Annotated in this window: 19 protein-coding genes; 1 reads left to right on the top strand and 18 read right to left on the bottom strand. The window is 61.1% G+C overall.

What is annotated here, in order from left to right; all coding sequences use genetic code 11:
• Positions 1-100: 100 nt before the first annotated feature.
• Complete coding sequence (gene dnaE, locus AC1D2N_RS13220; RefSeq protein WP_130652194.1) at positions 101-3,598, bottom strand: DNA polymerase III subunit alpha; 3,498 nt, start codon at positions 3,596-3,598, stop codon at positions 101-103.
• A 502-nt stretch (positions 3,599-4,100) separates the two neighbouring features.
• Between dnaE and AC1D2N_RS13225 the strand changes: the two genes are divergently transcribed.
• Positions 4,101-4,565, top strand: a complete 465-nt coding sequence (locus AC1D2N_RS13225) for a DUF5680 domain-containing protein (protein ID WP_477981406.1) — start codon at positions 4,101-4,103, stop codon at positions 4,563-4,565.
• 64 nt (positions 4,566-4,629) lie between these two features.
• On the opposite strand, the gene AC1D2N_RS13230 is transcribed toward AC1D2N_RS13225, so the two are convergent.
• The 17 genes from AC1D2N_RS13230 to nuoF form a co-directional block, all read right to left on the bottom strand.
• Positions 4,630-5,313 (bottom strand): ABC transporter ATP-binding protein, encoded by a 684-nt coding sequence (locus AC1D2N_RS13230; protein ID WP_018241607.1) that lies wholly within the window; start codon positions 5,311-5,313, stop codon positions 4,630-4,632.
• Positions 5,314-5,327: 14 nt separating this feature from the next.
• A complete protein-coding gene (locus AC1D2N_RS13235) occupies positions 5,328-6,632 on the bottom strand; it encodes a lipoprotein-releasing ABC transporter permease subunit (RefSeq protein ID WP_130652192.1) in 1,305 nt (434 codons plus the stop codon).
• Positions 6,633-6,646: 14 nt separating this feature from the next.
• Positions 6,647-7,969, bottom strand: coding sequence for a proline--tRNA ligase (gene proS / locus AC1D2N_RS13240; protein WP_130652191.1), 1,323 nt, complete (start codon positions 7,967-7,969; stop codon positions 6,647-6,649).
• A 588-nt stretch (positions 7,970-8,557) separates the two neighbouring features.
• Positions 8,558-8,833: a DUF1467 family protein gene (locus AC1D2N_RS13245; protein WP_018241603.1), complete on the bottom strand. Its 276-nt coding sequence runs from the start codon at positions 8,831-8,833 to the stop codon at positions 8,558-8,560.
• 131 nt (positions 8,834-8,964) lie between these two features.
• A complete protein-coding gene (gene mce, locus AC1D2N_RS13250; protein WP_130652190.1) occupies positions 8,965-9,369 on the bottom strand; it encodes a methylmalonyl-CoA epimerase in 405 nt (134 codons plus the stop codon).
• A 2-nt stretch (positions 9,370-9,371) separates the two neighbouring features.
• Positions 9,372-11,042, bottom strand: coding sequence for a ribonuclease J (locus tag AC1D2N_RS13255; protein ID WP_018241601.1), 1,671 nt, complete (start codon positions 11,040-11,042; stop codon positions 9,372-9,374).
• Positions 11,043-11,059: 17 nt separating this feature from the next.
• Positions 11,060-11,824: a biotin--[acetyl-CoA-carboxylase] ligase gene (locus tag AC1D2N_RS13260; RefSeq protein ID WP_477981410.1), complete on the bottom strand. Its 765-nt coding sequence runs from the start codon at positions 11,822-11,824 to the stop codon at positions 11,060-11,062.
• Positions 11,824-13,269 (bottom strand): NADH-quinone oxidoreductase subunit NuoN, encoded by a 1,446-nt coding sequence (gene nuoN / locus AC1D2N_RS13265; RefSeq protein ID WP_115156956.1) that lies wholly within the window; start codon positions 13,267-13,269, stop codon positions 11,824-11,826. Before nuoN ends, AC1D2N_RS13260 begins: the two co-directional genes overlap by 1 nt.
• Positions 13,270-13,287: 18 nt before the next feature.
• The gene (locus AC1D2N_RS13270; RefSeq protein WP_130652189.1) at positions 13,288-14,799 is read right to left on the bottom strand and encodes an NADH-quinone oxidoreductase subunit M; all 1,512 of its coding nucleotides are present in this window, start codon (positions 14,797-14,799) and stop codon (positions 13,288-13,290) included.
• Entirely contained in the window at positions 14,799-16,799 is a 2,001-nt protein-coding gene (nuoL, locus tag AC1D2N_RS13275) for an NADH-quinone oxidoreductase subunit L (protein ID WP_028733666.1), read from the bottom strand. Before nuoL ends, AC1D2N_RS13270 begins: the two co-directional genes overlap by 1 nt.
• 7 nt (positions 16,800-16,806) lie before the next feature.
• Positions 16,807-17,115, bottom strand: a complete 309-nt coding sequence (nuoK, locus tag AC1D2N_RS13280; RefSeq protein WP_003547388.1) for an NADH-quinone oxidoreductase subunit NuoK — start codon at positions 17,113-17,115, stop codon at positions 16,807-16,809.
• Positions 17,116-17,138: 23 nt separating this feature from the next.
• Complete coding sequence (locus AC1D2N_RS13285) at positions 17,139-17,753, bottom strand: NADH-quinone oxidoreductase subunit J (RefSeq protein ID WP_003547387.1); 615 nt, start codon at positions 17,751-17,753, stop codon at positions 17,139-17,141.
• Positions 17,754-17,897: 144 nt separating this feature from the next.
• Positions 17,898-18,389 (bottom strand): NADH-quinone oxidoreductase subunit NuoI, encoded by a 492-nt coding sequence (gene nuoI, locus AC1D2N_RS13290; RefSeq protein ID WP_003547385.1) that lies wholly within the window; start codon positions 18,387-18,389, stop codon positions 17,898-17,900.
• Positions 18,390-18,429: 40 nt separating this feature from the next.
• Positions 18,430-19,473 (bottom strand): NADH-quinone oxidoreductase subunit NuoH, encoded by a 1,044-nt coding sequence (nuoH, locus tag AC1D2N_RS13295; protein WP_018241596.1) that lies wholly within the window; start codon positions 19,471-19,473, stop codon positions 18,430-18,432.
• A gap of 12 nt (positions 19,474-19,485) precedes the next feature.
• The gene (gene nuoG, locus AC1D2N_RS13300) at positions 19,486-21,567 is read right to left on the bottom strand and encodes an NADH-quinone oxidoreductase subunit NuoG (RefSeq protein WP_028733664.1); all 2,082 of its coding nucleotides are present in this window, start codon (positions 21,565-21,567) and stop codon (positions 19,486-19,488) included.
• Positions 21,568-21,790: 223 nt separating this feature from the next.
• Positions 21,791-22,489, bottom strand: a complete 699-nt coding sequence (locus AC1D2N_RS13305) for a 5' DNA nuclease (RefSeq protein WP_130652188.1) — start codon at positions 22,487-22,489, stop codon at positions 21,791-21,793.
• Between the two features lie 2 nt (positions 22,490-22,491).
• Entirely contained in the window at positions 22,492-23,796 is a 1,305-nt protein-coding gene (gene nuoF / locus AC1D2N_RS13310) for an NADH-quinone oxidoreductase subunit NuoF (RefSeq protein ID WP_003547378.1), read from the bottom strand.
• Positions 23,797-23,804 lie beyond the last annotated feature (8 nt).

The raw sequence follows: 23,804 nt of genomic DNA on the forward strand, positions 1-23,804 counted from the left end.
GCCCAAAAGTGCGCAGCGGTTTCGGGCTAAAAACATGCACAAATCAAAGACTTAAAGCGCGTCGCATGAATCCGGATTGTCGCGGCGCGCTTTAGGCTGATCAGACAAGCTCGACGTCGACGACGCCGGGGGCCGCACGAAGGGCGGCGGCGATCTCCGGCGTGATGCGGTATTTCTCCGGCAGCGCCACTTCCACCTCGCGTTTGCCCTCCTCCTTGATGACGATGAAGGAAACGAGGCCGTCGCCCTTGGCGTTCAAATGGCCGGCAACCATTCTCAGCGGTCCGGAATCGCGGACATAGACGCGCAGCGCCTTCTGCATCTGCAGCGACTTTTCCTCCAGCGACTGGATCGTCTGGATGCGCAGGCCGATGCCCTCCGGCCGCTCCTCACCCGTCGCGGTCAGCACGAAGGATTTTCCTGACTCCAACACGTCGCGATACTGGTTCAGCATTTCCGAAAACAGCACCGCTTCGAACTGGCCCGAAGAATCGGAGAAGACGATGATGCCCATCTTGTTGCCGGAGCGGGTCTTGCGCTCCTGCTTCGAGATGACGGTGCCGGCAAGGCGCGCATTGGCCGCGCCCTGTTTGATGGCCGCGGAAAATTCGGCAAAGGTCTGCACCCGCATCTTCTGCAGGATGTTGTTGTAGGAATCGAGCGGGTGGGCTGTGAGATAGAAGCCCAGCACCTGGAATTCCTTGAGCAGCCGCTCGGAGGGGAGCCAGGGCGAGAACGGCGGCAGGGAGATCTTCTCGGGCCCCGACGTCAACGTGCTGCCGAAAATGTCCGACTGGCCGCTCAGCTTGTTCTCCTGGGCGCGCTGGGCATAACCGAGAATGCGGTCGAGGCCGGCTGCTAGCTGGGCGCGGTCCATGTCGAAACAATCGAAGGCGCCGGCATAGATCAGGCTTTCGAGCACGCGGCGATTGACCTGACGCGGATCGATGCGCAGGCAGAAATCCTCGATGCTGGCAAAGGGCTTGTCGCCACGCACCTCGACGATATGGTCGACGGCGGATTCGCCGACGCCCTTGAGGGCGGCGAGCGCGTAATAGATGCGGTTGTTGCCGGTCTCGAAATGGCGGAAGGAAGTCTGCACCGAGGGCGCGATCACCTCGATGCCGAGGCGCTTGGAATCCTGGCGGAAATCATTGACCTTTTCCGTGTTGGACATGTCGAGCGTCATCGAGGCGGCGAGGAATTCGACCGGATAATGCGCCTTCATGTAGGCCGTCTGGTAAGAGACGATGGCATAGGCGGCGGCATGCGACTTGTTGAAGCCGTAATTGGCGAACTTCGCCAGCAGTTCAAAGATATTGTCGGCCTGCGGCTTCGATACGCCATTCTTGACGGCGCCAACGACGAAGCGTTCGCGCTGCTGGTCCATCTCGGCCTTGATCTTCTTGCCCATGGCGCGACGCAGAAGGTCGGCTTCGCCCAGCGAATAGCCGGACAGCACCTGGGCGATCTGCATCACCTGTTCCTGATAGACGATGACGCCCTGGGTTTCCTTGAGCAGGTGGTCGATCATCGGATGGATCGATTCCAGCTCTTCGTCGCCGTGCTTGCGGGCATTGTAGGTCGGGATGTTCTCCATCGGGCCGGGACGGTAAAGCGCCACCAGCGCGATGATGTCCTCAATGCAGTCCGGCTTCATGCCGATCAGCGCCTTGCGCATGCCGGCACTTTCCACCTGGAACACGCCGACCGTCTCGCCGCGCGACAGCATCTCGTAGGTCTTCTTGTCGTCGAGAGGAATGGCTGCGAGATCGACCTTGACGCCGAGCTTGGCGACGAAATCGACCGCAACCTTCAGCACCGTCAGCGTCTTCAGGCCGAGGAAGTCGAACTTGACGAGGCCAGCCTGCTCCACCCATTTCATGTTGAATTGGGTGACCGGCATGTCCGAGCGCGGATCGCGATACATCGGCACCAGCTTGGAAAGCGGCCGGTCGCCGATGACGATGCCGGCGGCATGGGTCGAGGCATGGCGGTAAAGCCCCTCGATCTTCTGGGCGATGTCGAGCAGCCGCGCGACCACAGGTTCTTTCGCCGCCTCCTCCTGCAGCTTCGGCTCTTCCTCGATCGCCTTGGACAACGGCGTCGGATTGGCGGGATTGTTCGGCACCAGTTTGCAGATCTTGTCGACCTGGCCATAGGGCATTTCCAGCACGCGGCCGACGTCGCGAAGGGCGGCGCGCGCCTGCAATGAACCGAAGGTGATGATCTGTGCCACCTGCTCGCGGCCATACTTGGCCTGGACATAGCGGATCACCTCTTCGCGGCGATCCTGGCAGAAGTCGATGTCGAAGTCGGGCATCGAGACGCGTTCCGGATTGAGGAAGCGCTCGAACAGCAGCGAAAAACGCAGCGGGTCAACGTCGGTGATCGTCAATGCATAGGCGACCAGCGAACCGGCGCCCGAACCGCGGCCGGGACCGACCGGAATGTCATGCTGCTTGGCCCATTTGATGAAGTCGGCAACGATCAGGAAGTAACCGGGGAAACGCATGCGCTCGATGACGCTGAGCTCGAATTCCAGCCGCTCGCGATAATCCTTCTCCTCGTAACCCGGCGACATGCCGAGCGTCGAAAGCCGCATGTCCAGCCCTTGGACCGCCTGGCGGCGCAACTCGCTCGCCTCGGCGCGCTCGGCCTCCTCGGCATCGTCGGTCGCACCGGTGAAGCGCGGCAGGATCGGCTTTCGCGTCTTCAGCACGAAGGAGCAGCGCCTCGCGATCTCGATCGTATTTTCCAGCGCTTCCGGCAGGTCGGCGAAGAGCTTGGCCATCTCGGCCCGGCTCTTCAGATAATGATCCGGCGTCAGCCGGAAGCGGCTGTCGTCGGAGACGATGGCGTTGTGCGCAACCGCCATCAGCGCATCATGGGCGTCGTAGTCGTCGCGTGTCGGAAAGAACGCCTCGTTGGTCGCAACCAGCGGCAGGTCGTGGGCATAGGCGAGCCCGACAATCTTCTGCTCGTGCCGCTTGTCGTAAGTGCCGTGCCGCTGCAGCTCGACATAGAGCCTGTCGCCGAAGAGACGCTTCAGCGTCAGCAGCCGGGCTTCCGCCTGGGCCGGATGGCCTACCTTGATCGCCACGTCGACCGGCCCGGTCAGGGCGCCGGTCAATGCGATCAGCCCTTCCGTGCCTGCCTCCTCCAGCCAGGAGGCACTGATATGAACGGCCTGATTGCTCTCGCCGCCGAGATAGGCGCGGCTGACGAGATCGACCAGCCTTTCGTAACCGGCATCCGTCGCAGCGAGAAGAACGATCGCCGGCAGCTTGACCAGGGCCTGCTGGCCGCCGCGCTTTTCCGTTTCCAACCCGTCTTCCATGTCGATCGAGACCTGGCAGCCGATGATCGGCTGCAGGCCATCCTCCATCGCCTTCTGGGAGAATTCGAGGGCGACGAACAGATTGTTGGTGTCGGTAATCGCAATCGCCGGCTGGCTGTCGCCGGTCGCCTTGTAGAGGATCTTCTTCAGCGGCAGCGCGCCCTCGAGAAGCGAATAGGCGGAATGGACCCTCAGGTGGATGAAGCCCGGCGTACCGCCGGTCGCCTCACCCGTTGAACCCTTTGCCGTATCCGCCATGACATGCCTTCCCAATCACCCGAATGAATCGGACTCATTGTCGGCATAGAGGGCGATGATGTCCAGAAGAAGTCCCGCATCCGGACCGCATGATTGCCATGCGGTCCCCTGAAAACTTTAGAGCGCCATGACGATGAGCGAAAAGCTGGCAACGAACATTGCGATGGAGGTGAATGCTGCGATATCACGGATCATGTCAGTCATCGGGCTCTCCTTTACTCGTTATGTTTTCAATTTGTTCCATGTATGTTCTGTTGTCAACAGGAATCTTTTCCTTCTTTCTTGTGTTTGAAAAATGCCGAGATGCGCACCTGCGAATCGCTGGGAGCCAGTACCCGATGATATGGGCGGCAGCTGTCCCTTCTGGCCTGCCATATCGGTCATGGCGCCTAGGTGGCCAGCCTCATCGAGACGACCCGTTTATTTCAAGTCTATGTTCCTCTTTTGTTCTTTACACATCGCAGCATATTTGCCAGCATCCAGCCGAGAAGAGGAGAATGAGATGTTCGATATTCCGATGCTGAACGAATTCGTCGTGGAGGCGAAGGCTGCGACCTATGTCGGCGGCGGCGTGGCGCGCGTACCCTGCCGGGCGAGCTCCCACGATATCGGTTACGAACGCGGCGACTGGCGCTATCTCGACAGCTATTTCGGCGGCACCGATTTCGCCGGACAGGAGGTGGTGCGGCTTGCCGACGAGCCCATCTGGGCGATGAATTATTTTGGCTGCGTCATTGCGCCGAAGCTCATCGACGGCACAGCAGCCGGGACGGTAATCAAGACAGCACTTTCAGCGATGTATCGAGAGGGCCGGTTTCTTGGCGGAATGGAATTCGACCATCCGTTCGGCCGCTATATCGACCGCAGCGAAGGCGGCTGCGAGCGGTTCAGCGGCCACGAATGCATCATGGTCGACGGCCAGAAGGCCTATGCGCTCGACTATCGCGGCGGGCTGATCGTGCCCTGATCGCAGCCTTAAAGCGCATCGCGTCAATCTCGCAAAACCACTGCAGGCTTTTGGGCGACATGCATCAGAAATCGACGATCTTGCCGTCGGAGATCGTCACGCGGCGATCCATGCGGCGGGCGAGCTCGTGATTATGGGTGGCGATGAGGGCAGCAAGGCCGGACTGGCGCACCAACGCTTCCAGCGCATCGAAGACGTAGCTTGCCGTTTCGGGATCGAGATTGCCGGTCGGCTCGTCGGCAAGAAGAAGAGTCGGCGCATTGGCGACGGCACGGGCAATCGCAACGCGCTGCTGCTCGCCGCCGGAAAGCTCGCCCGGGCGATGCGAGCCACGATGGCCGATGCGCATATAATCGAGAAGCTGGCCGGCCCGCTCTCCGGCTTCCTTCCAGGACAGCCCGGCGATCAGTTGCGGCATCATGATATTTTCAAGCGCCGAGAATTCCGGCAGCAGGTGATGGAACTGGTAGACGAAGCCGATTTCACTGCGGCGGATCGCAGTGCGTTTCTCGTCGCTCAGGCCGTCACAGGCATGGCCGTTGATGTTAACCTCACCGCCGTCCGGATGCTCCAGCAGGCCGGCGATATGCAGCAGCGTCGATTTGCCGGTGCCGGAGGGCGCGACAAGAGCGACGATCTCGCCCTTCGACATCGAAAAATCCGCGCCCTTCAGGATCGGGAGCAGCGTATGGCCCTGCCCGTATTGGCGCTCGACGCCGGTAAGCTTGAGAACGACGTTGCGATTCATGAAGGCGGCATTCCTTATTCGTAGCGCAGGGCCTGCACCGGATCGAGCCTGGAGGCACGCCAGGCCGGGAAAATGGTCGCGATGAAGGAGAGCGTCAGCGCCATGACGACGATCGAGATCGTTTCGCTGAGATCCATCTCGGCCGGCAGCTGGCTGAGGAAATAGACCTGCGGATTGAAGAGCACGGTGCCTGAGATCCAGGAGAAGAACTGGCGGATGGATTCGATGTTGACGCAGACGAGGACGCCGAGCAGAACGCCGGCAATGGTACCGACAATGCCGATCGCCGCCCCGGTCATGAAGAAGATGCGCATGATCGCACCGGCGCTGGCGCCCATGGTGCGCAGGATGGCGATATCGCTGCCCTTGTCCTTCACCAGCATGATGAGGCCGGAGATGATGTTCAGCGCCGCCACGAGCACGATCAGCGTCAGGATCATGAACATGACGTTGCGCTCGACCTGCAGCGCCGAGAAGAAGGTCTGGTTGCGCTGGCGCCAGTCGGTGATGGCGATCTGGCGGCCGGCTGCCTCCTCCACCTTGGGCTTTAGATTGTCGATATCGTCGGGGTTGTCGACGAAGAGCTCGATCGACTGCACCAGTCCCTCGGCATTGAAAAAGAGCTGCGCTTCCTCGAGCGGCATGAAGATGATCGAGGAGTCATATTCCGACATGCCGATCTCGAAGAGCCCGGAGATCTTGTAGGACTTGATGCGCGGATTGACGCCCATCGGCGTGATGTCGCCTTCCGGCGAGGTCAGCGTGATGAGGTCGCCGACGCGCAGACCGAGCTGGTCGGCCATGCGGGTGCCGATCAGCACGCCTTCGCCGGAGGCATAACCCACCATGTCGCCTGATTTGATGTTGTCGGAGATCGTCTTGAGCTTGGTCAGGTCCTCGGCGCGGGCGCCGCGCACCAGCGCGCCGGTGCTACCGCCGGCCTGGGCGGAGGCGAGCACCTGGCCTTCCACCAGGGGTAGCGCCATCTTGATGCCGGGTACGGCGGCGAGCTTGCCGCTGAGGACAGGATAATCGGTGAAGGGGCCGTCGACCGGCTGGACGATCATGTGGCCGTTGATGCCGAGAATACGCGAGACGAGTTCGGTGCGGAAGCCGTTCATCACGGCCATGACGATGATCAGCGTCGCAACACCCAGCATAATGCCGACGAAGGAGAAGCCGGCGATGACTGAAATGAAGGCCTCCTTGCGGCGGGCGCGCAGATAACGCCACGCCACGAGGCGTTCAAAGGTGGAAAATGGCTTGCCAGCCGGACCCAAGCCGGATTTTGAACTCCGGTCCACTGCTGCCTCTGCCATTTCGCCTCCGTTTCCTAAGCCACAAACCGATTGATCGCCGCTTCGATGGTCATCGTTTCGCGGGCGCCGGTCTTGCGGTCTTTCACCTCAACTTCGCCGTTTGCGACCGCGCGCGGGCCGGCGATGATCTGGACAGGCACACCGATCAAGTCGGCAGTCGCGAATTTGGTGCCGGCCCGGTCGTCGGTATCGTCGTAGAGCACATCCTTGCCGGCCTTGGTCAGCGCGGCATAGATCAGCTCGCAGGTATCGTCGCAGGCCTGATCGCCCGCCTTCATGTTGATCACAACGATATCGAAGGGCGCGACCGATGCCGGCCAGATGATTCCGTTATCATCATGCGATGCTTCGATGATGGCGGGAACAAGGCGTGTCGGGCCGATGCCGTAGGAACCCATGTGAACGAAGTGTTCCTTGCCATCAGGTCCCTGCACTTTCGCGCCCATCGGCTCGGAATATTTCGTGCCGAAATAGAAGATATGGCCGACCTCGATGCCGCGTGCCGACAGGCGGTCGCCTTCGGGAACGGCGTTGAAGGCCGCCTCGTCGTGCATTTCCGAGGTCGCCGCATAGAGCGAGGTCCACTTGTCGAAGATCGCCTGCAAACCCTCGACACTGTCGAAATCGGTATGTTCACCAGGAATATCGAAATCGACGAAATCCTTATGGCAGAAGACCTCGGATTCGCCCGTGTCGGCGAGGATGATGAATTCATGGCTGAGCTTGCCGCCGATCGGGCCGGTGTCGGCGCGCATCGGTATGGCGCGCAGGCCGAGCCGGTCGAAGGTTCTGAGATAGGCGGCGAACATCTTGTTATAGGAATGCTCCGCCCCTTCGGGCGTCAGATCGAAGGAATAGGCATCCTTCATCATGAATTCGCGCGAGCGCATGGTGCCGAAGCGCGGACGGATCTCGTCACGGAACTTCAGCTGGATATGATAGAGATTAAGCGGCAGGTCCTTGTAGGACTTGATGGAGGAGCGGAAAATATCCGTCACCATCTCTTCGTTGGTGGGGCCGTAGAGCATCGGCCGATCCTGACGGTCCTTGATGCGCAGCATCTCCTTGCCGTAGGCGTCATAGCGGCCGCTTTCCTGCCAGAGCTCGGCCGATTGCAGGGTCGGCATCGAAAGCTCGATGGCGCCGGCGCGGTTCTGCTCCTCGCGGATAATGGCGTTGACCTTGTCCAACACGCGTTTGCCAAGCGGCAGCCAGGAATAGATGCCCTGCGACTGCTGGCGGATCATGCCGGCGCGCAGCATCAGCCGGTGGGAGACGATTTCCGCCTCCTTGGGGTTTTCCTTGAGGATGGGCATGAAATAGCGGGACAGACGCATGGCGGATTCCGGAGCAGTTGAGATCCCGCGGCAGGCGGAATCGAAGGCAAGTGTTGATGTGGGAGCGTTCATAGCCGCTTCGCGGCAGGAAGGAAACCCGCAACGGATGTCGGCAACCTCCCGGAAGCGCATGTTCGCACCCGCAAAATGGAAGGGCGTGAAAAAGCGCGTGTTTATAAGGACTTGAACGAAAATCTTGTCAACAGAAAAATTTTGCTAGAGTGTAGCAAAAATGCAAAAAAAGCTGATGACAAAGCCCAATGTTTGAGCTAGTTTTAGCTCACAAAACAGGCAGGGAGTTAAATTCTTGCCGAATTCGCGGTCAAGTCTTGGGAGGATCAGATCTTAGGCGCGCTCGTCGCAGCCCCGGCAACGGTTACAGATCACGCGATACTTAAAACAAGGCTTTTAGCCTTGTTTTTTTTTGGCATTTCGGCCTCGCCCCATCCAAAAATCCCGCCGACTTCCGTAACGGGATGATCCTCATTCCGTTACGCGAGCTCTTTGCCGCAACAGCATGACGCTGGTATGACGAAGTTCGCTTTCATTAAGCTTGCATATGCTCAAAGTTTGAGCAAAAGCCACGGCTCAATAGAAGCTGGGGCCGAGTTGCGGCAGGGCATCGAAGCCCCAGCCGAAATAGGTGTCGCAGACATACCAGAGGCCGTAGATCAGAGCCGAAATCAACGTCGTCAGTGAAAACACGAAAGCAGCGCGAAACCGCGTGGGCGCGCTCGGAACGGTGCCGAGCACGACGTCGTTGTCGTCCGCTTGGGTGCGCAGGCCGATCGGCAGGACGGCAAAAAGCGTCATCCACCAGATGATGAAGTAGACGGCAAATCCCTGAAGAAAGATCTGGAGCATTATGGTTCCCGTTGATGCCGCGCTGATATCGCGTCCTTATACGGCGGAATGGCGACCAACTCAAAGCAGGCGAAGCGTTTAACCGCCTTCTGGTCACTCTGCCGCAGCAGGGCTATCACTCTGCCGCAGGCTCAGGCCTGTTCGAGTTCGATCAGCGTGCCGGAGAAATCCTTGGGATGCAGAAAGAGCACCGGCTTGCCATGCGCGCCGGTTTTCGGCTGGCCGTCGCCGAGCACCCTGGCACCCGCCTCTACCAGTCGGTCACGGGCGAGAAGAATATCGTCCACCTCGTAGCAGATGTGGTGCATGCCGCCGGATGGGTTCTTTTCGAGGAAGGCTGCGATCGGCGAAGTATCGCCGAGCGGCTGCAGCAATTCGACCTTGGTGTTCGGCAATTCGACAAAAACGACGGTGACGCCATGCTCCGGCAGAGCCTGCGGCTGCGATACGGCAGCACCCAGCCTATCGCGATAGGCCGCCGTCGCCGCGGCCAGGTCGGGCACGGCGATGGCGATATGGTTGACCCGGCCGAGCATGGTCAGACCCTGGTGACGAAGGCGGTGACGACGGGCTTCTTGCCCCAGGCCTGGTTCGCAGCAGAGCGAATGGCGCGGCGCACGGCCTCCTGCAGCATATCGATATCCTTGCGACGGGCGCGCGGAATGCTCTCGATGGCGCTGATCGCGGCGTCGAAGAGGGTGTCCTCCATCTCCTCGCCCTCGTCGTCATAGACCGGCAGGCCGATCGAAACGAGATCGGGATCGCCGACGATGTCATAGCGGGCGTCGAGCACGACGTTAACAGCGACATGGCCGACATAGGAGAGCTTCTTGCGCTCGCCGATACCCATCTCGTCGAAATCGCCGATCAGCGTGCCGTCCTTATAAATGCGGCCATGCGGCGCCTCGCCGATCACCTCGACGGGACCGGGCGCCAGCCGCAGGATATCGCCGTTGCGCACGCGCGGCACCACGGCGATGCCGGATTGCTCGGCAAGTTCCTTGTGCGCCGTCAGATGCGTCGCCTCGCCGTGCACCGGCACGACGATCTTCGGCCGCGTCCATTCGTACATCCTCTGCAACTCGTTGCGGCGCGGATGGCCTGAAACGTGGACCAGCGCCTCGGTATCGGTGATGATGTGCACACCTTGCTCGACGAGGCCGTTCTTGATGTCCTGGATCGCCTTCTCGTTGCCGGGAATGGCGCGCGAGGAAAAGACGACGATATCGCCTGCCGCAAACGCCACATTGCGCATCTCGTCGCGGGAGAGCTTGGCAAGTGCTGCCCGCGCCTCGCCCTGGCTGCCGGTCAGGATGACGACGACCTTGTCGCGCGGGATATAGCCGTATTCGTCCTCGGAGATGAAGGGCTTCACGCCTTCCATCAGGCCGATGTCCTGGGCGACGTTGACGACGCGCTTCAGCGAACTGCCGAGCAGCAGCACTTCACGGCCTGCCGCCTCGGCAGCCTCGGCAACGGTACGGATGCGCCCGACATTCGACGAGAAGGTGGTGATCGCCACCCGGCCCTCGGCATTCTCGATGATCTTACGCAGGCTTTCGGACACATCCTTCTCGGAGGGCGAAACACCGTCGCGCAGCGCATTGGTGGAATCGCACATCAGCGCCAGCACGCCCTCGTCGCCGAGCTGGCGGAAACGTGTCTCATCGGTCAGGGGGCCGAGCGAAGGCTCGTGGTCGATCTTCCAGTCGCCGGTATGGATGACATTGCCGACCGGCGTGCGGATCATCAGCGACATCGGCTCGGGGATCGAATGGTTGACGGCCACACCTTCGATGCTGAAGGGGCCGACATTGATCGTATCGCCTGCCTTGAACGGCGTCACCGGCACTTCGCCGATCGTCGCCTTCTCGAAATTGCGCTTGGCTTCGAGCAGGCCTGATGTAAAGCCAGAGGCATAGACCGGCACGTTGAGGCCGGGCCAGAGGTCGGCGAGCGCACCATAATGGTCTTCATGCGCATGGGTGATGATGATCGCCTTGAGGTTCTTTCGTTCGCTGGCGAGGAAGCGGATATCGGGCAAAACGAGGTCGACACCCGGCAGGTCGGGCCCCGGAAAAGTGACGCCACAATCGACCATGATCCACTGGCGATGCTCGGGCGGGCCGTAGCCATAGAGAGCGAGATTCATGCCTATCTCGCCAACGCCGCCCAGAGGCAGGAATACCAGTTCGTCCTGTTTCGCCATAATTTTCGTTTGTTCCGCTATCCAAAAAACACATCACCGGCAGCAATGGGCATTATCCTGCCAGCGCCGGTATCGAGCATCAACAAGCCATTATCATCAATTCCCGCGAATTGTCCGGAAATCGATCTGTCCGGCAAATTCACCGTAATCTTTTCGCCGATGCCGCAGGCGATCGCGCGCCAGAGCGCCGTGATCTCGCCGATGCCGCGGCCCTGGTCCCATATTTCAAGCACTTCCGCCGTGGCGGCGAAGAGATGCGCGAAGAGTTCCTCCGGCGAAGCCGCGCTTCCCTGCTGACGCAGGCAGGTGACCGGGTAAAGCGGATTGTCCGGCATCACAGAGATATTGATCCCAATGCCGACGATCAGCGCGTAACGTCCGTCCGGCAGCCCCTCACCTTCGACGAGAATGCCGCAGGTCTTCTTTCGACCGATGAGGATATCGTTCGGCCATTTGACCTCGAGCGGTTCGGCACCCGGCGGCAGCACCCGGCGGATCGCCTGATGCACCGCAACGGCGATCGCCAGCGGCAGAGAGCCCAGGCGCTCCATCGGGGCCGGGTCGATCAGAAGAAGAGAAGCGTAGAGATTGCCGCGTTCGGAAACCCAGAGCCTGCCGCGGGGGCCGCGSCCGCCCGTCTGCCTCTCGGCGGTCACCCAGAGATTGCCGCCATCGCCCGCCCGAGCCCGGGCGAGGCATTCGCTGTTGGTAGACGATGTTTCCGACAGAGCCTCGTGCCTGAAATCGCCGAGCGATATCCGGCGCCGTCTGTCGGAAGCCATCAAAAGAGCGTCGCAGCGGCAAGCTCTGCCGCGCCACCGATCGGGCCGCCGATGAGGACATAGGCGGTGACGAAGAGACCGGAGAGACCGAAGACCAGACGCAGCGTTCCGGAGACACGGGCGAATTCGCCGGTCGCCTCATCGAACCACATCAGCTTGATGACACGCAGATAGTAGTAAGCCCCGACGACCGAGGCGAGAACGCCGATGATGGCGAGCGCATAGAGCTTGGCCTCGATGGCGGCAACGAAGACGAAGTACTTCGCGAAGAAGCCGGCGAGCGGCGGGATGCCGGCGAGCGAGAACATCAGCGCCGTCAGCACCACGGCCATGAACGGGTTCGTTGTGGAGAGGCCGGCGAGATCGTTGACCTCCTCGACGACGGTGCCGTCCTTGCGGCGCATCGACATGATGATCGCAAAGCTGCCGAGCGTCATGACCATGTAGATGACCATATAAAGCATAACGCCGGTGACGCCGGTCTGGTTGCCGGCGGCAAGGCCGACCAGCGCATAACCCATATGACCGATCGAGGAATAGGCCATCAGCCGCTTGATGTTCTTCTGGCCGATCGCCGCAAACGAGCCGAGCAGCATCGAGGCGATCGAGATGAAGACGACGACCTGCTGCCAGTCCGCCAGAACCGGGTGGAAGGCGGTGATGACGATGCGGGTCATCATCGCCATGGCGGCGACCTTGGGTGCTGCGGCAAGGAAGGCGGTGACCGGCGTCGGCGCGCCTTCATAAACGTCCGGCGTCCACATGTGGAAGGGAACGGCCGAGATCTTGAAGGCGATGCCGGCGAGGATGAAGACCAGGCCGAAGATGAGGCCGAGCGAGCGCGCACCCTCGACGGACAGCGCCTGGGCGATCTCGGAGAAGTGGGTGTGGCCGGTGAAGCCATAGACCAGCGACATGCCGTAGAGCAGCATGCCGGAGGAAAGCGCGCCGAGGACGAAGTATTTCAGGCCGGCTTCGGTCGACTTCAGGCTGTCGCGGTTGATCGCGGCGACGACATAAAGCGCCAGCGACTGCAGTTCCAGCGCGAGATAGAGCGAGATCAGGTCGTTGGCCGAGATCATCAGCAGGATGCCGAGGGTCGCCAGCACCAGGAGAACCGGGAACTCGAACTTGTCGAGTTGATTTTCGCGTGCGTGGCCGATCGACATGAACACGGCGACCAGCGAGCCGATGAGCGCCACCAGCTTCATGAAGCGCGAGAAGCCGTCGGCCATGTAGACGCCGCCATAGGCAAGGCCTTCTGCGGGCACGAAGAGCAGCCACAGGCCGGAGGCCAGGAGCAGGACGATGGCCAAGCCGGTGACGACAAGGCCCGACCGCTCGCCTGAGAAGACGCCGACCATCAACAGGACAAGGGCGCCGACCGCGAGGATGAGCTCCGGCGCGGAAAGATGCAGACTGAGGAGAATTGTTTCAGCGGTCATGTCCAATAAGTCCCGTCATCATTTCATAGACAGCGCAACATTCTGCGCTGCGTGCACGGCGGCCGTGTAGTTGTTGACCAGCAGATCCACCGAGGCGGCCGTCGCATCGAAGACCGGAGCCGGGTAAACGCCGAAGAAGATGGTCAGCGCGACCAGCGGGTAGAGGATCAGCTGCTCGCGTCTGGAAAGATCGAGCAGCGCCTTCAGCTTCTCCTTCTCCAGCGCGCCGAAGATCACCCGGCGATAAAGCCAGAGCGCGTAGGCGGCCGAGAGGATGACGCCGGTGGCGGCAAAGAGCGCCACCCAGGTGTTGACACGGAAGACGCCGATCAGTGTCAGGAATTCACCGATGAAGCCCGACGTGCCGGGAAGCCCGACATTGGCCATGGTGAAGACCATCATCGCCACGGCATATTTCGGCATGTTGTTGACGAGGCCGCCATAGGCGTTGATCTCGCGGGTGTGGGTACGGTCGTAGACGACGCCGACGCAGAGGAAGAGCGCGCCGGAGACGATGCCGTGCGAGAGCATCTGGAAGATCGAGCCCTGGACGCCCTGGATGTTGGCGGCAAAGATGCCCATGGTCACGTAGCCCATGTGCGCCACAGAGGAATAGGCGATGAGCTTCTTGATATCGTCCTGCATCATCGCCACCAGAGAGGTATAGATGATGGCGATGACGGACATGGCGAAGACGAGCGGCGCGAAGTAATCGGACGCCACCGGGAACATGCCGAGCGAGAAGCGGATGAGACCGTAGCCGCCGAGCTTCAGCAGCACGCCGGCCAGGATCACCGAGCCTGCTGTCGGCGCCTGAACGTGGGCATCCGGAAGCCAGGTATGGACCGGCCACATCGGCATCTTCACCGCGAAGGAGGCGAAGAAGGCAAGCCATAACCAGGTTTGCAGCGCCGGCGGGAACTTGTAGGCGAGCAGCGCGGTGATATCGGTTGTGCCGGCCTGCCAGTACATCGCCATGATGGCGAGCAGCATCAGCACCGAGCCGAGCAGCGTATAGAGGAAGAACTTGTAGCTCGCATAGACGCGGTCCTTGCCGCCCCAGACGCCGATGATCAGGAACATCGGAATGAGGCCCGCCTCGAAGAAGACGTAGAAGAGCACGATATCAAGCGAGACGAAGACGCCGATCATCATCGTTTCGAGGATAAGGAAGGCGATCATATATTCCTTCAGGCGCTTCTCGATCGAGAGCCAGCTCGCCAGCACGCAGAAGGGCATGAGGAAGGTCGACAGGATGACGAACAGCATCGAGATGCCGTCGACGCCGACGTGGTAGCCGATGCCGGTGCCGAGCCAGTCATGCTTTTCGAGCATCTGGAAGCCCGGATTGGCATTGTCGAAGCCGGTCCAGATGAAGAGCGAAACGACGAAGGTGAAGACGGTGGTGATCAGCGAGATCCACAGCACGTTCTTCCGGCCGGTTTCGCTCTCGCCGTTCATCAATAGCAGGAGCACCACGCCGACGAGCGGCAGGAAGGTGACCGTTGAAAGAATAGGCCAATCGGTCATCAGAAGGAACTCCCGAGCATCATCCAGGTAACGAGCGCCGCAATGCCGATCAGCATGGCGAAGGCGTAGTGATAGAGGTAACCGGTCTGCAGGCGAACCACGCGATCGGTGACGGCGACGACGCGGGCGGCGACGCCGTTCGGGCCGTAGGTGTCGATGACGCCGACATCACCTTTCTTCCACAGGAAGCGGCCGAGTGCCTTGGCGGAGCGGACGAAGAGGAAGTCATAGAGCTCGTCGAAATACCACTTGTTCAACAGGAACTGGTAGAGCACGCGGTGCTGCTGCGCCAGGATGCGCGGCGTCTGCGGCGAGCGGATATACATGTACCAGGCGGTGACAAAGCCGAGGATCATAGCGATGAACGGGCTCAAGCCCACGAGCGCCGGAACATGGTGGAACTCTTCGACAAGTTCGTTCTCGGCGCCGGTGAAGAGCGCACCCTTCCAGAACTCGGCATATTCCTCGCCGTAGAAGCGACCTTCGAAGATCACGCCAGCAAGCACAGCGCCGATCGCGAGGAGATAGAGCGGCACCAGCATGACCTGCGGCGACTCGTGGACGTGGTGCATCACCTCGTGCGAGGCGCGTGGCTTGCCGAAGAAGGTCATGAAGATCAGGCGCCAGGAATAGAAGCTGGTGAACAGAGCCGCAATGACCAGCAGCGAGAAGGCAAAGCCGGCGACCGGCGAATGCGATGCATAGGTCGCCTCGATGATCACGTCCTTGGAGAAGAAGCCGGCAAAACCGATCGGCGTGAAGGGAATGCCAAAACCGGTGATCGCCAGCGTGCCGATGATCATCAGCACGGCAGTAACTTTAATATGCGGCCACAGGCCGCCCATGTAGCGCATGTCCTGCTCGCCATCGACAGCATGGATGACCGAGCCGGCGCAGAGGAAGAGCAGCGCCTTGAAAAAAGCGTGCGTGAAGAGATGGAAGATCGCTGCGCCATAAGCCCCGGCTCCGAGTGCCACGAACATGTAGCCGAGCTGCGAGCAGGTGGAATAGGCGATGACGCGCTTGATGTCGTTCTGCACGAGAGCGACTGTTGCCGCGAAGAAGGCGGTGATGGCGCCGATCACGGTGACGACAACCAGCGCATCCGGCGACAGTTCGAAGAGCGGCGACATGCGGGCGACGAGGAAGACGCCGGCAGTGACCATGGTGGCGGCATGGATGAGAGCCGAGACCGGGGTCGGGCCTTCCATGGCGTCCGGCAGCCAGGTGTGCAGCAGGAACTGCGCCGACTTGCCCATCGCGCCCATGAAGAGCAGCAGGCAGATGCCGGTCAGCGCATGCGCCTTGTCGAGCTGCATGCCGAAGAGATTGAGGAACACCTCGCCCGCTTCGCCGCCGCCTTCATGCGGAGCGAAGTTCGAGGCATTGGCGAAGATCGTGTCGAGGTTGATCGAGCCGAACAGCACGAAGACGCCGGCAATGCCGAGCACGAAGCCGAAGTCGCCGACGCGGTTGACGATGAAGGCTTTCATCGCCGCGGCCGTCGCCGACGGCTTCTTGAACCAGAAGCCGATCAGCAGATAGGAGGCGAGACCGACGCCTTCCCAGCCGAAGAACATCTGGGCAAGGTTGTCAGCGGTCACCAACATCAGCATGGCGAAGGTGAAGAGCGAGAGATAGGCGAAGAAGCGCGGGCGATGCGGATCGGTATGCATGTAGCCGATCGAATAGACATGCACCAGCGTCGAGACCGTGTTGACGACGATCAGCATGACGGAGGTCAGCGTATCCACACGCAGCGACCAGGAGACGTCGATACCGCCGGACTGGATCCAGCGCAGCACCTCGACCTTGATCGGGCCACCTTCGGCATGGCCCATGCCGACGGTGAAGAAGACGATCCAGGACAGGATGGCGGCGATGATCATCAGGCCGCTGGTGACATATTCCGAAGCCTTGGCGCCGATCGCGCGGCCAAAAAGGCCGGCGACGATTGCACCGATCAAGGGAAGAAAGACGATAGCCTTATAGAGGAACATGAGCCACTCAGCCCTTCATCATATTGACGTCTTCGACCGCGATCGAGCCGCGGTTGCGGTAGAAGACAACGAGAATTGCAAGACCGATCGCCGCTTCGGCAGCCGCGACCGTCAGGATGAACAGCGCGAAGACCTGCCCGACGATGTCGTTCAGGAAGGAGGAGAAGGCGACCATGTTGATGTTGACGGCGAGCAGGATCAGTTCGATCGACATCAGGATGACGATGACGTTCTTCCGGTTCAGGAAGATGCCGAAGACGCCAAGCGTGAAGAGGATGGCGCTGACCGTCAGGTAGTGGGAAAGTCCGATGACCATGTTCTTTGTTCCTTGACCTGCCTTTAGACGCCCTGCCCGGGCTTGACCGAAACCACCTCGACGGCGGTGGCGGGCGTGCGGGCAACCTGCCTGGGAATATTCTGCCGCTTGATGTTGGTGCGATGCCGCAGCGTCAGCACGATCGCGCCGATCATGGCGACCAGCAGCACCAGACCGGCGATCTGGAAGAAATAGACGTAGTTGGTGTAGAGCACGTCGCCGAGAGCGGCGGTATTGGTGCGCTCGCTCAGCGCCGGGATCGGCATGGCGACTGATTTGGCGATCTCAGGCGAGATGACACTGCCACCGATGACGACGATCAGTTCGGCTGCGAGGATCACCCCGATCAGCCCGCCGATCGGCGCATATTCGAGAACGCCGGCCCTCAGTTCGGTGAAGTCGATATCGAGCATCATCACCACGAAGAGGAAGAGCACGGCGACGGCGCCGACATAGACGACAAGCAGGATCATCGCCAGGAATTCGGCACCGAGCAGCAGGAAGAGGCCGGCCGCATTGAAGAACACCAGGATCAGGAACAGAACCGAGTGAACCGGGTTCTTCGCCCAGATGACCATGAACGCCGACGCCACCGCGACAAAGGCGAAAAGATAGAAAAATAGAGCCTGCAGACCCATGTTGGTGCCTTTTTCATCTTCCCCCGGGCAGCCGGGAGTTTCCCTGCCCGATGGAGCTTTCCCTGGCGCTAACCGGCAAAGCTCCTGTGCATATTGACCGCGACAGGAGCGCTCAAGCTCCATTACGGCATTTCGAAATCTCAATCAGCGGTACGGCGAGTCGATCGCGATGTTGCGAGCGATTTCGCGCTCCCACCGGTCTCCGTTATCCAGAAGCCGCGCCTTGTCGAAATAGAGCTCTTCGCGGGTTTCCGTCGCAAATTCGAAATTCGGGCCTTCGACGATCGCGTCGACCGGGCAGGCTTCCTGGCAGAAGCCGCAATAGATGCACTTCACCATGTCGATGTCGTAGCGCACCGTGCGGCGCGTGCCGTCGTTGCGGCGGGGACCCGCCTCGATGGTGATCGCCTGGGCAGGACAGATCGCCTCGCAGAGCTTGCAGGCGATGCAGCGTTCCTCGCCGTTCGGATAACGGCGCAGCGCATGCTCGCCGCGGAAACGCGGGGAGACCGGGCCTTTTTCGAAGGGATAGTTGATCGTCGCCTTCTGGCGGAAGAAATAGCGCATCGACAGAAAGAACGCGCCGACGAATTCCTTGAGAAACAGCGAGCTGATGGAGCCGGACAAGCTAGCCATCTTCAACCTCCAATTTTGCCGGAAACAAGAGCGGGCATGATCATGCCCAACCCGTCAGTTTCAGCACGAATGCAACGATGACGACCATGGCGAGCGACAGCGGCAGGAAGACCTTCCAGCCGAGGCGCATGAGCTGGTCGTAGCGGTAGCGCGGAACGAAGGCCTTGACCATCGCGAACATGAAGAACACCAGGCAGGCCTTCAGCGTGAACCAGATGATGCCTGGGACCCAGTTGAGGATCCAGATATCGACCGGGGGCAGCCAGCCGCCGAGGAAGAGGATTGTCGTCAGCGCGCACATCAGGCAGACGGCCGCATATTCGCCGAGCATGAACATCATGTAGGGCGAGGAGCCGTATTCGACCATGAAGCCGGCAACGAGTTCCGATTCAGCTTCCGGAAGGTCGAAGGGCGGACGGTTCGTCTCGGCGAGTGCCGAAATGAAGAAGATGATGAACATCGGGAAGAGCGACAGCCAGTGCCAGTCGAGGAACGACGCCGGCAGGCCGAGCATGGTGCCGAGGCCGGTATGCTGCGCATTGACGATATCGGTCAGATTCAGCGAGCCGACGCAGAGAAGCACGGTGACGATGACAAAGCCGATCGAGACTTCATAGGACACCATCTGTGCCGCCGAGCGCAGCGCGCCGAGGAACGGATACTTCGAGTTCGAAGCCCAGCCGCCCATGATGATGCCGTAAACCTCGAGCGAGGAGATCGCGAAAATATAGAGGATGCCGACATTGATGTTGGCGATCACCCATCCGTCGGCCAGCGGCACCACCGCCCAGGTGGACAGCGCCAGAAGCACCGTCACCAGCGGGGCAAGCAGGAACACCGCCTTGTTGGCGCCGGCCGGAATGATCGGCTCCTTGAAGACGAACTTCAGAAGGTCGGCGAAGGACTGGAACAGGCCGAAAGGACCGACGACGTTCGGGCCGCGGCGCAGCTGCACGGCCGCCCAGATCTTGCGGTCGGCGAGCAGCACATAGGCGATGAAGACGAGCAGGCAGACGAGAAGCAGCAGCGACTGACCGATCATGATGATCGCCGGCCAGACATAGGTCGAAAAGAAAGAATCCATAGTCCCCTGCCCTTACTCTGCCGCGACTTTGAAGTTGTTGCGGGCCAATGCCGAGCACTCCGCCATGACAGCCGAGGCACGCGCTATCGGGTTCGTCAAATAGAAGTCTTTCACCGGCGACGCAAACCCGGATTTGTTCATCTTGCCGGCTTTTTTCGCAACTGCGGCAATTTGGGCGCTATCGGTTTCGGCGATTTCGTCGATGGCGGCGAAATGCGGGAAAGCGGCATAGAGGCGGACACGCAATTCACTCAACGAATCGAAGGGAAGCTTCTTGCCGAGCACGTCGGAAAGGGCACGGATGATCGCCCAGTCCTCGCGGGCGTCACCCGGCGCAAAACCTGCGCGGTTGCCCATCTGGACGCGGCCTTCGGTATTGACCCAGGTGCCGGACTTTTCGGTATAGGCTGCCGCCGGCAGGATGACGTCGGCATGGTGCGCGCCGTTGTCGCCATGCGAGCCGATATAGACGGTGAGCTTGGCCTTCTTGGCGGTGAAGTCGAGTTCGTCGGCACCGAGCAGGAAGAGCACGTCCATCGCCGTCAGCATCTCGGCAGCGTTGACGCCCTTGGTGCCCGGCACGAAGCCGAGATCGAGGCCGCCGACACGCGAGGCAGCGGTATGGAGGACGGCAAAGCCGTTCCAGCCTTCGACGACCGCGCCAACCGAACCGGCGAGCTTGGCAGCACTGGCGAGAACGCCGGCGCCATCGGTGCGCGACAGCGCGCCCTGGCCGATGATGATCATCGGCTTGGCAGCGTTCTTCAGGACTTCGGCGAAGGCGTGGGTGCCGTCGACCAGATCCTTCAGCGTGTCGGGACCGCCGCCGAGGTAATCATAGCTGTAGCGCAGTTCACCCGGCTCGCCGATCACGCCGATCGGGAACTTGCCGCGGCGCCAGCGCTTGCGGATGCGGGCGTTGAGGATGGCGGCCTCGAAGCGCGGATTGGCGCCGATGATCAACAGCGCATCGGCCTGGTCGATGCCCGCAATGGTCGGGTTGAAGAGGTAGCTTGCACGGCCGAGCGACGGATCGAGTGCCGCCCCATCCTGGCGACAGTCGAGATTGGCCGACCCCAGCGACTTCACCAGTTCGGAGAGGGCATACATCTCCTCGACGGAAGCGAGGTCGCCTGATATCGCGCCGATCTTGTCGCCCGAGGTGGCGCCGACGGCGGCCTTGATGGCGCCAAAGGCTTCGGCCCAGGTAGCGGGCTGCAGGCGACCGTCGCGGCGAACATAAGGCCGATCGAGGCGCTGGGTCTTCAGGCCGTCCCAGATGAAGCGGCTCTTGTCGGAGATCCACTCTTCGTTGATCGTCTCATTGACGCGCGGCAGGATGCGCATGACTTCGCGGCCGCGGGTATCGACGCGGATCGCCGAACCGACGGCATCCATCACGTCGATCGATTCGGTCTTGTTCAATTCCCACGGGCGCGCGGTAAAGGCGAAAGGCTTGGAGGTAAGCGCGCCGACCGGGCAAAGGTCGACGACGTTGCCCTGCAGCTCGGAGGTCATCGCTTGTTCGAGATAGGTGGTGATCTCGGCATCCTCGCCGCGGCCGATCAGGCCGAGTTCCGAAATGCCGGCAACCTCGGTCGTGAAGCGTACGCAGCGCGTGCAGTGGATGCAGCGGTTCATCACCGTCTTGACGAGCGGGCCGATATACTTGTCCTCGACGGCGCGCTTGTCTTCCTGATAGCGCGAGGTGTCGATACCAAAGGCCATCGCCTGGTCCTGCAGGTCGCATTCGCCGCCCTGGTCGCAGATCGGGCAATCCAGCGGATGGTTGATCAGCAGGAATTCCATCACGCCTTCGCGGGCCTTCTTGACCATCGGCGTGTTGGTGAAGACCTCAGGCAGTTCGCCGTTCGGGCCGCCGCGGATATCGCGCACGCTCATGGCGCAGGAAGCCTGCGGCTTCGGCGGTCCGCCCTTTACCTCGACGAGGCACATGCGGCAATTGCCGGCAACCGACAGGCGCTCGTGGAAGCAGAAGCGCGGAACCTCGGCACCGGCATCCTCACACGCCTGCAATAGCGTGAAATGATCCGGAACTTCGATCTCGTTGCCGTCAATCTTCAGTTTTGCCATCGTCGCTCAGTCCTGTTTCCCGTTTGCCTGATGACGGCAAACAAACCTATTTTTGCAACACTCTCATTGCCAAGCCGGATCTTTCGTCCTGCCGACATCTGATGTCGCCCAAATTCTCTGTCGCGCATTCCAGACCCGGAACCCGCACCGGCATCTGCAGCTTGAGGTCCCCGCCCGTCCGCCGATCTGCCCATCCTTCCGGCCGATTGCACGGCCGGACAGTTCATTTCTTCCTGCGGCCCCGTCCCGCCAGAATTTTCGCCTGACCGGTCCAGTCGTCACGGCCGATGCGGCCATTAAAGCCGAGTTCGGCGTCGAGCCGGGCGATTTCCTCGTCGGTCCAGGCGGCGATCTCAGCGAAGTTGCGAATGCCCTTGGCATTCAGCACCTGCTCCAGCTTCGGGCCGATGCCGGCGATCAGCTTCAGATCGTCGGACTTCCCACGCGCAACCGGTTTTGCCTTCACAGCCGGCTTTGGTTGGCTGGTCTTCACTTGGCTTGCTGGCTTCGTGTGGCTGGCTGGGGTCGGCTCGCTGACCGGCTTGACAACAGTCAGGGTCGGCCTTGCCTTCTTCTCAGCCGGCGGCTTGGTGAAAGCCCTGACATCCGGGCGAATATTCTCCGGCCGGATATCGACATCGGGCTTCAGTTCGTCCGGCGGCGTGTCATCGAGGGCGGCCGCGACCTTGCCGGTCGTTTCCAGGGCGCTCTGGAAGGCGCCGAAGAAGGCGCCCGCCATCTGGGTCGAGAAACCGAAGCCGATCGCCGTTGCGGCAGCAAAGGCTGCAGCGGGATGCGCCATCAGCGGATGCACCGGCATCGCCCGTGCATTTTCCAGCATCTCGGCGGCAAGACGGCCGAAACCGGCCGCGAAATCGGTGACTTCTTCCTTCTTCCCAACCTTGGATGCGTTGTCCGCCATGATTATTCAGCCGCCTCCAGAACCGCACCGTGATCGAGGGCGCTTGCCGTATACTGGTCGATGCGCTTTTCGATCTCGGGACGGAAGTTACGGATCAGACCCTGCACCGGCCATGCGGCTGCATCGCCCAGCGCACAGATGGTATGGCCCTCGATCTGCTTCGTCACCTGGAACAGCATGTCGATTTCGCGCTTCTGGGCATTGCCCTTGGCCATGCGTTCCATCACGCGCCACATCCAGCCGGTGCCTTCGCGGCAGGGCGTGCACTGGCCGCAGCTCTCATGCTTGAAGAAGGCGGAGATACGGGCGATCGCCTTGATGACGTCGGTGGACTTGTCCATGACGATCGCGGCGGCAGTACCGAAGGAAGAGCCGACGCCGCGCAGGCCGTCGAAATCCATCGGGCAATCGATGATGTCCTTGGCCGGAACGATCGGGCAGGACGCCCCGCCCGGAATGACGGCAAGCAGGTTGTCCCAGCCGCCGCGGATGCCGCCGGCATGGCGGTCGACCAGTTCGCGGAAGGTGATACCCATTTCCTCTTCGACCGTGCACGGCTTGTTGACGTGGCCGGAGAGCATGAACAGCTTGGTGCCGACATTGTTCGGGCGGCCGATGGCCGAGAACCAACCGGCGCCGCGGCGCAGGATCGTCGGCGCAACAGCGATCGATTCGACATTGTTGACCGTCGTCGGGCAGCCGTAGAGGCCCATATTGGCCGGGAACGGCGGCTTCAGGCGCGGCTGGCCCTTCTTGCCTTCGAGGCTTTCGAGCAGCGCGGTTTCCTCGCCGCAGATATAGGCGCCGGCGCCGTGATGGACGAAGATGTCCATGTCCCAGCCGAGCTTGTTGTTCTTGCCGAGCAGGCCATAATCATAGCATTCGTCGATCGCCGCCTGCAGCGCTTCGCGCTCTCTTATATATTCGCCGCGCACATAGATGTAGGCCGCATTGGCACCCATGGCGAAGCTCGCGATGACACAGCCTTCGATCAGCGTATGCGGATCGTGGCGCATGATATCGCGGTCCTTGCAGGTGCCGGGCTCCGATTCGTCAGCGTTGACGACGAGGTAATGTGGGCGGCCGTCGCTTTCCTTCGGCATGAAGGACCATTTGAGACCTGTGGGGAAACCGGCGCCGCCACGACCGCGAAGACCAGAGGCCTTCATCTCGTTGATGATCCAGTCGCGGCCCTTTTCGAGGATCTGCTTGGTGCCGTCCCAGTGGCCGCGGCTCATCGCGCCCTTCAGGGATTTGTCCTTGAGGCCGTAGATATTGGTAAAGATGCGGTCTTTATCTTGTAACATGCTTCACC

The organism is Rhizobium sp. P1_B8, from assembly GCF_056406515.1.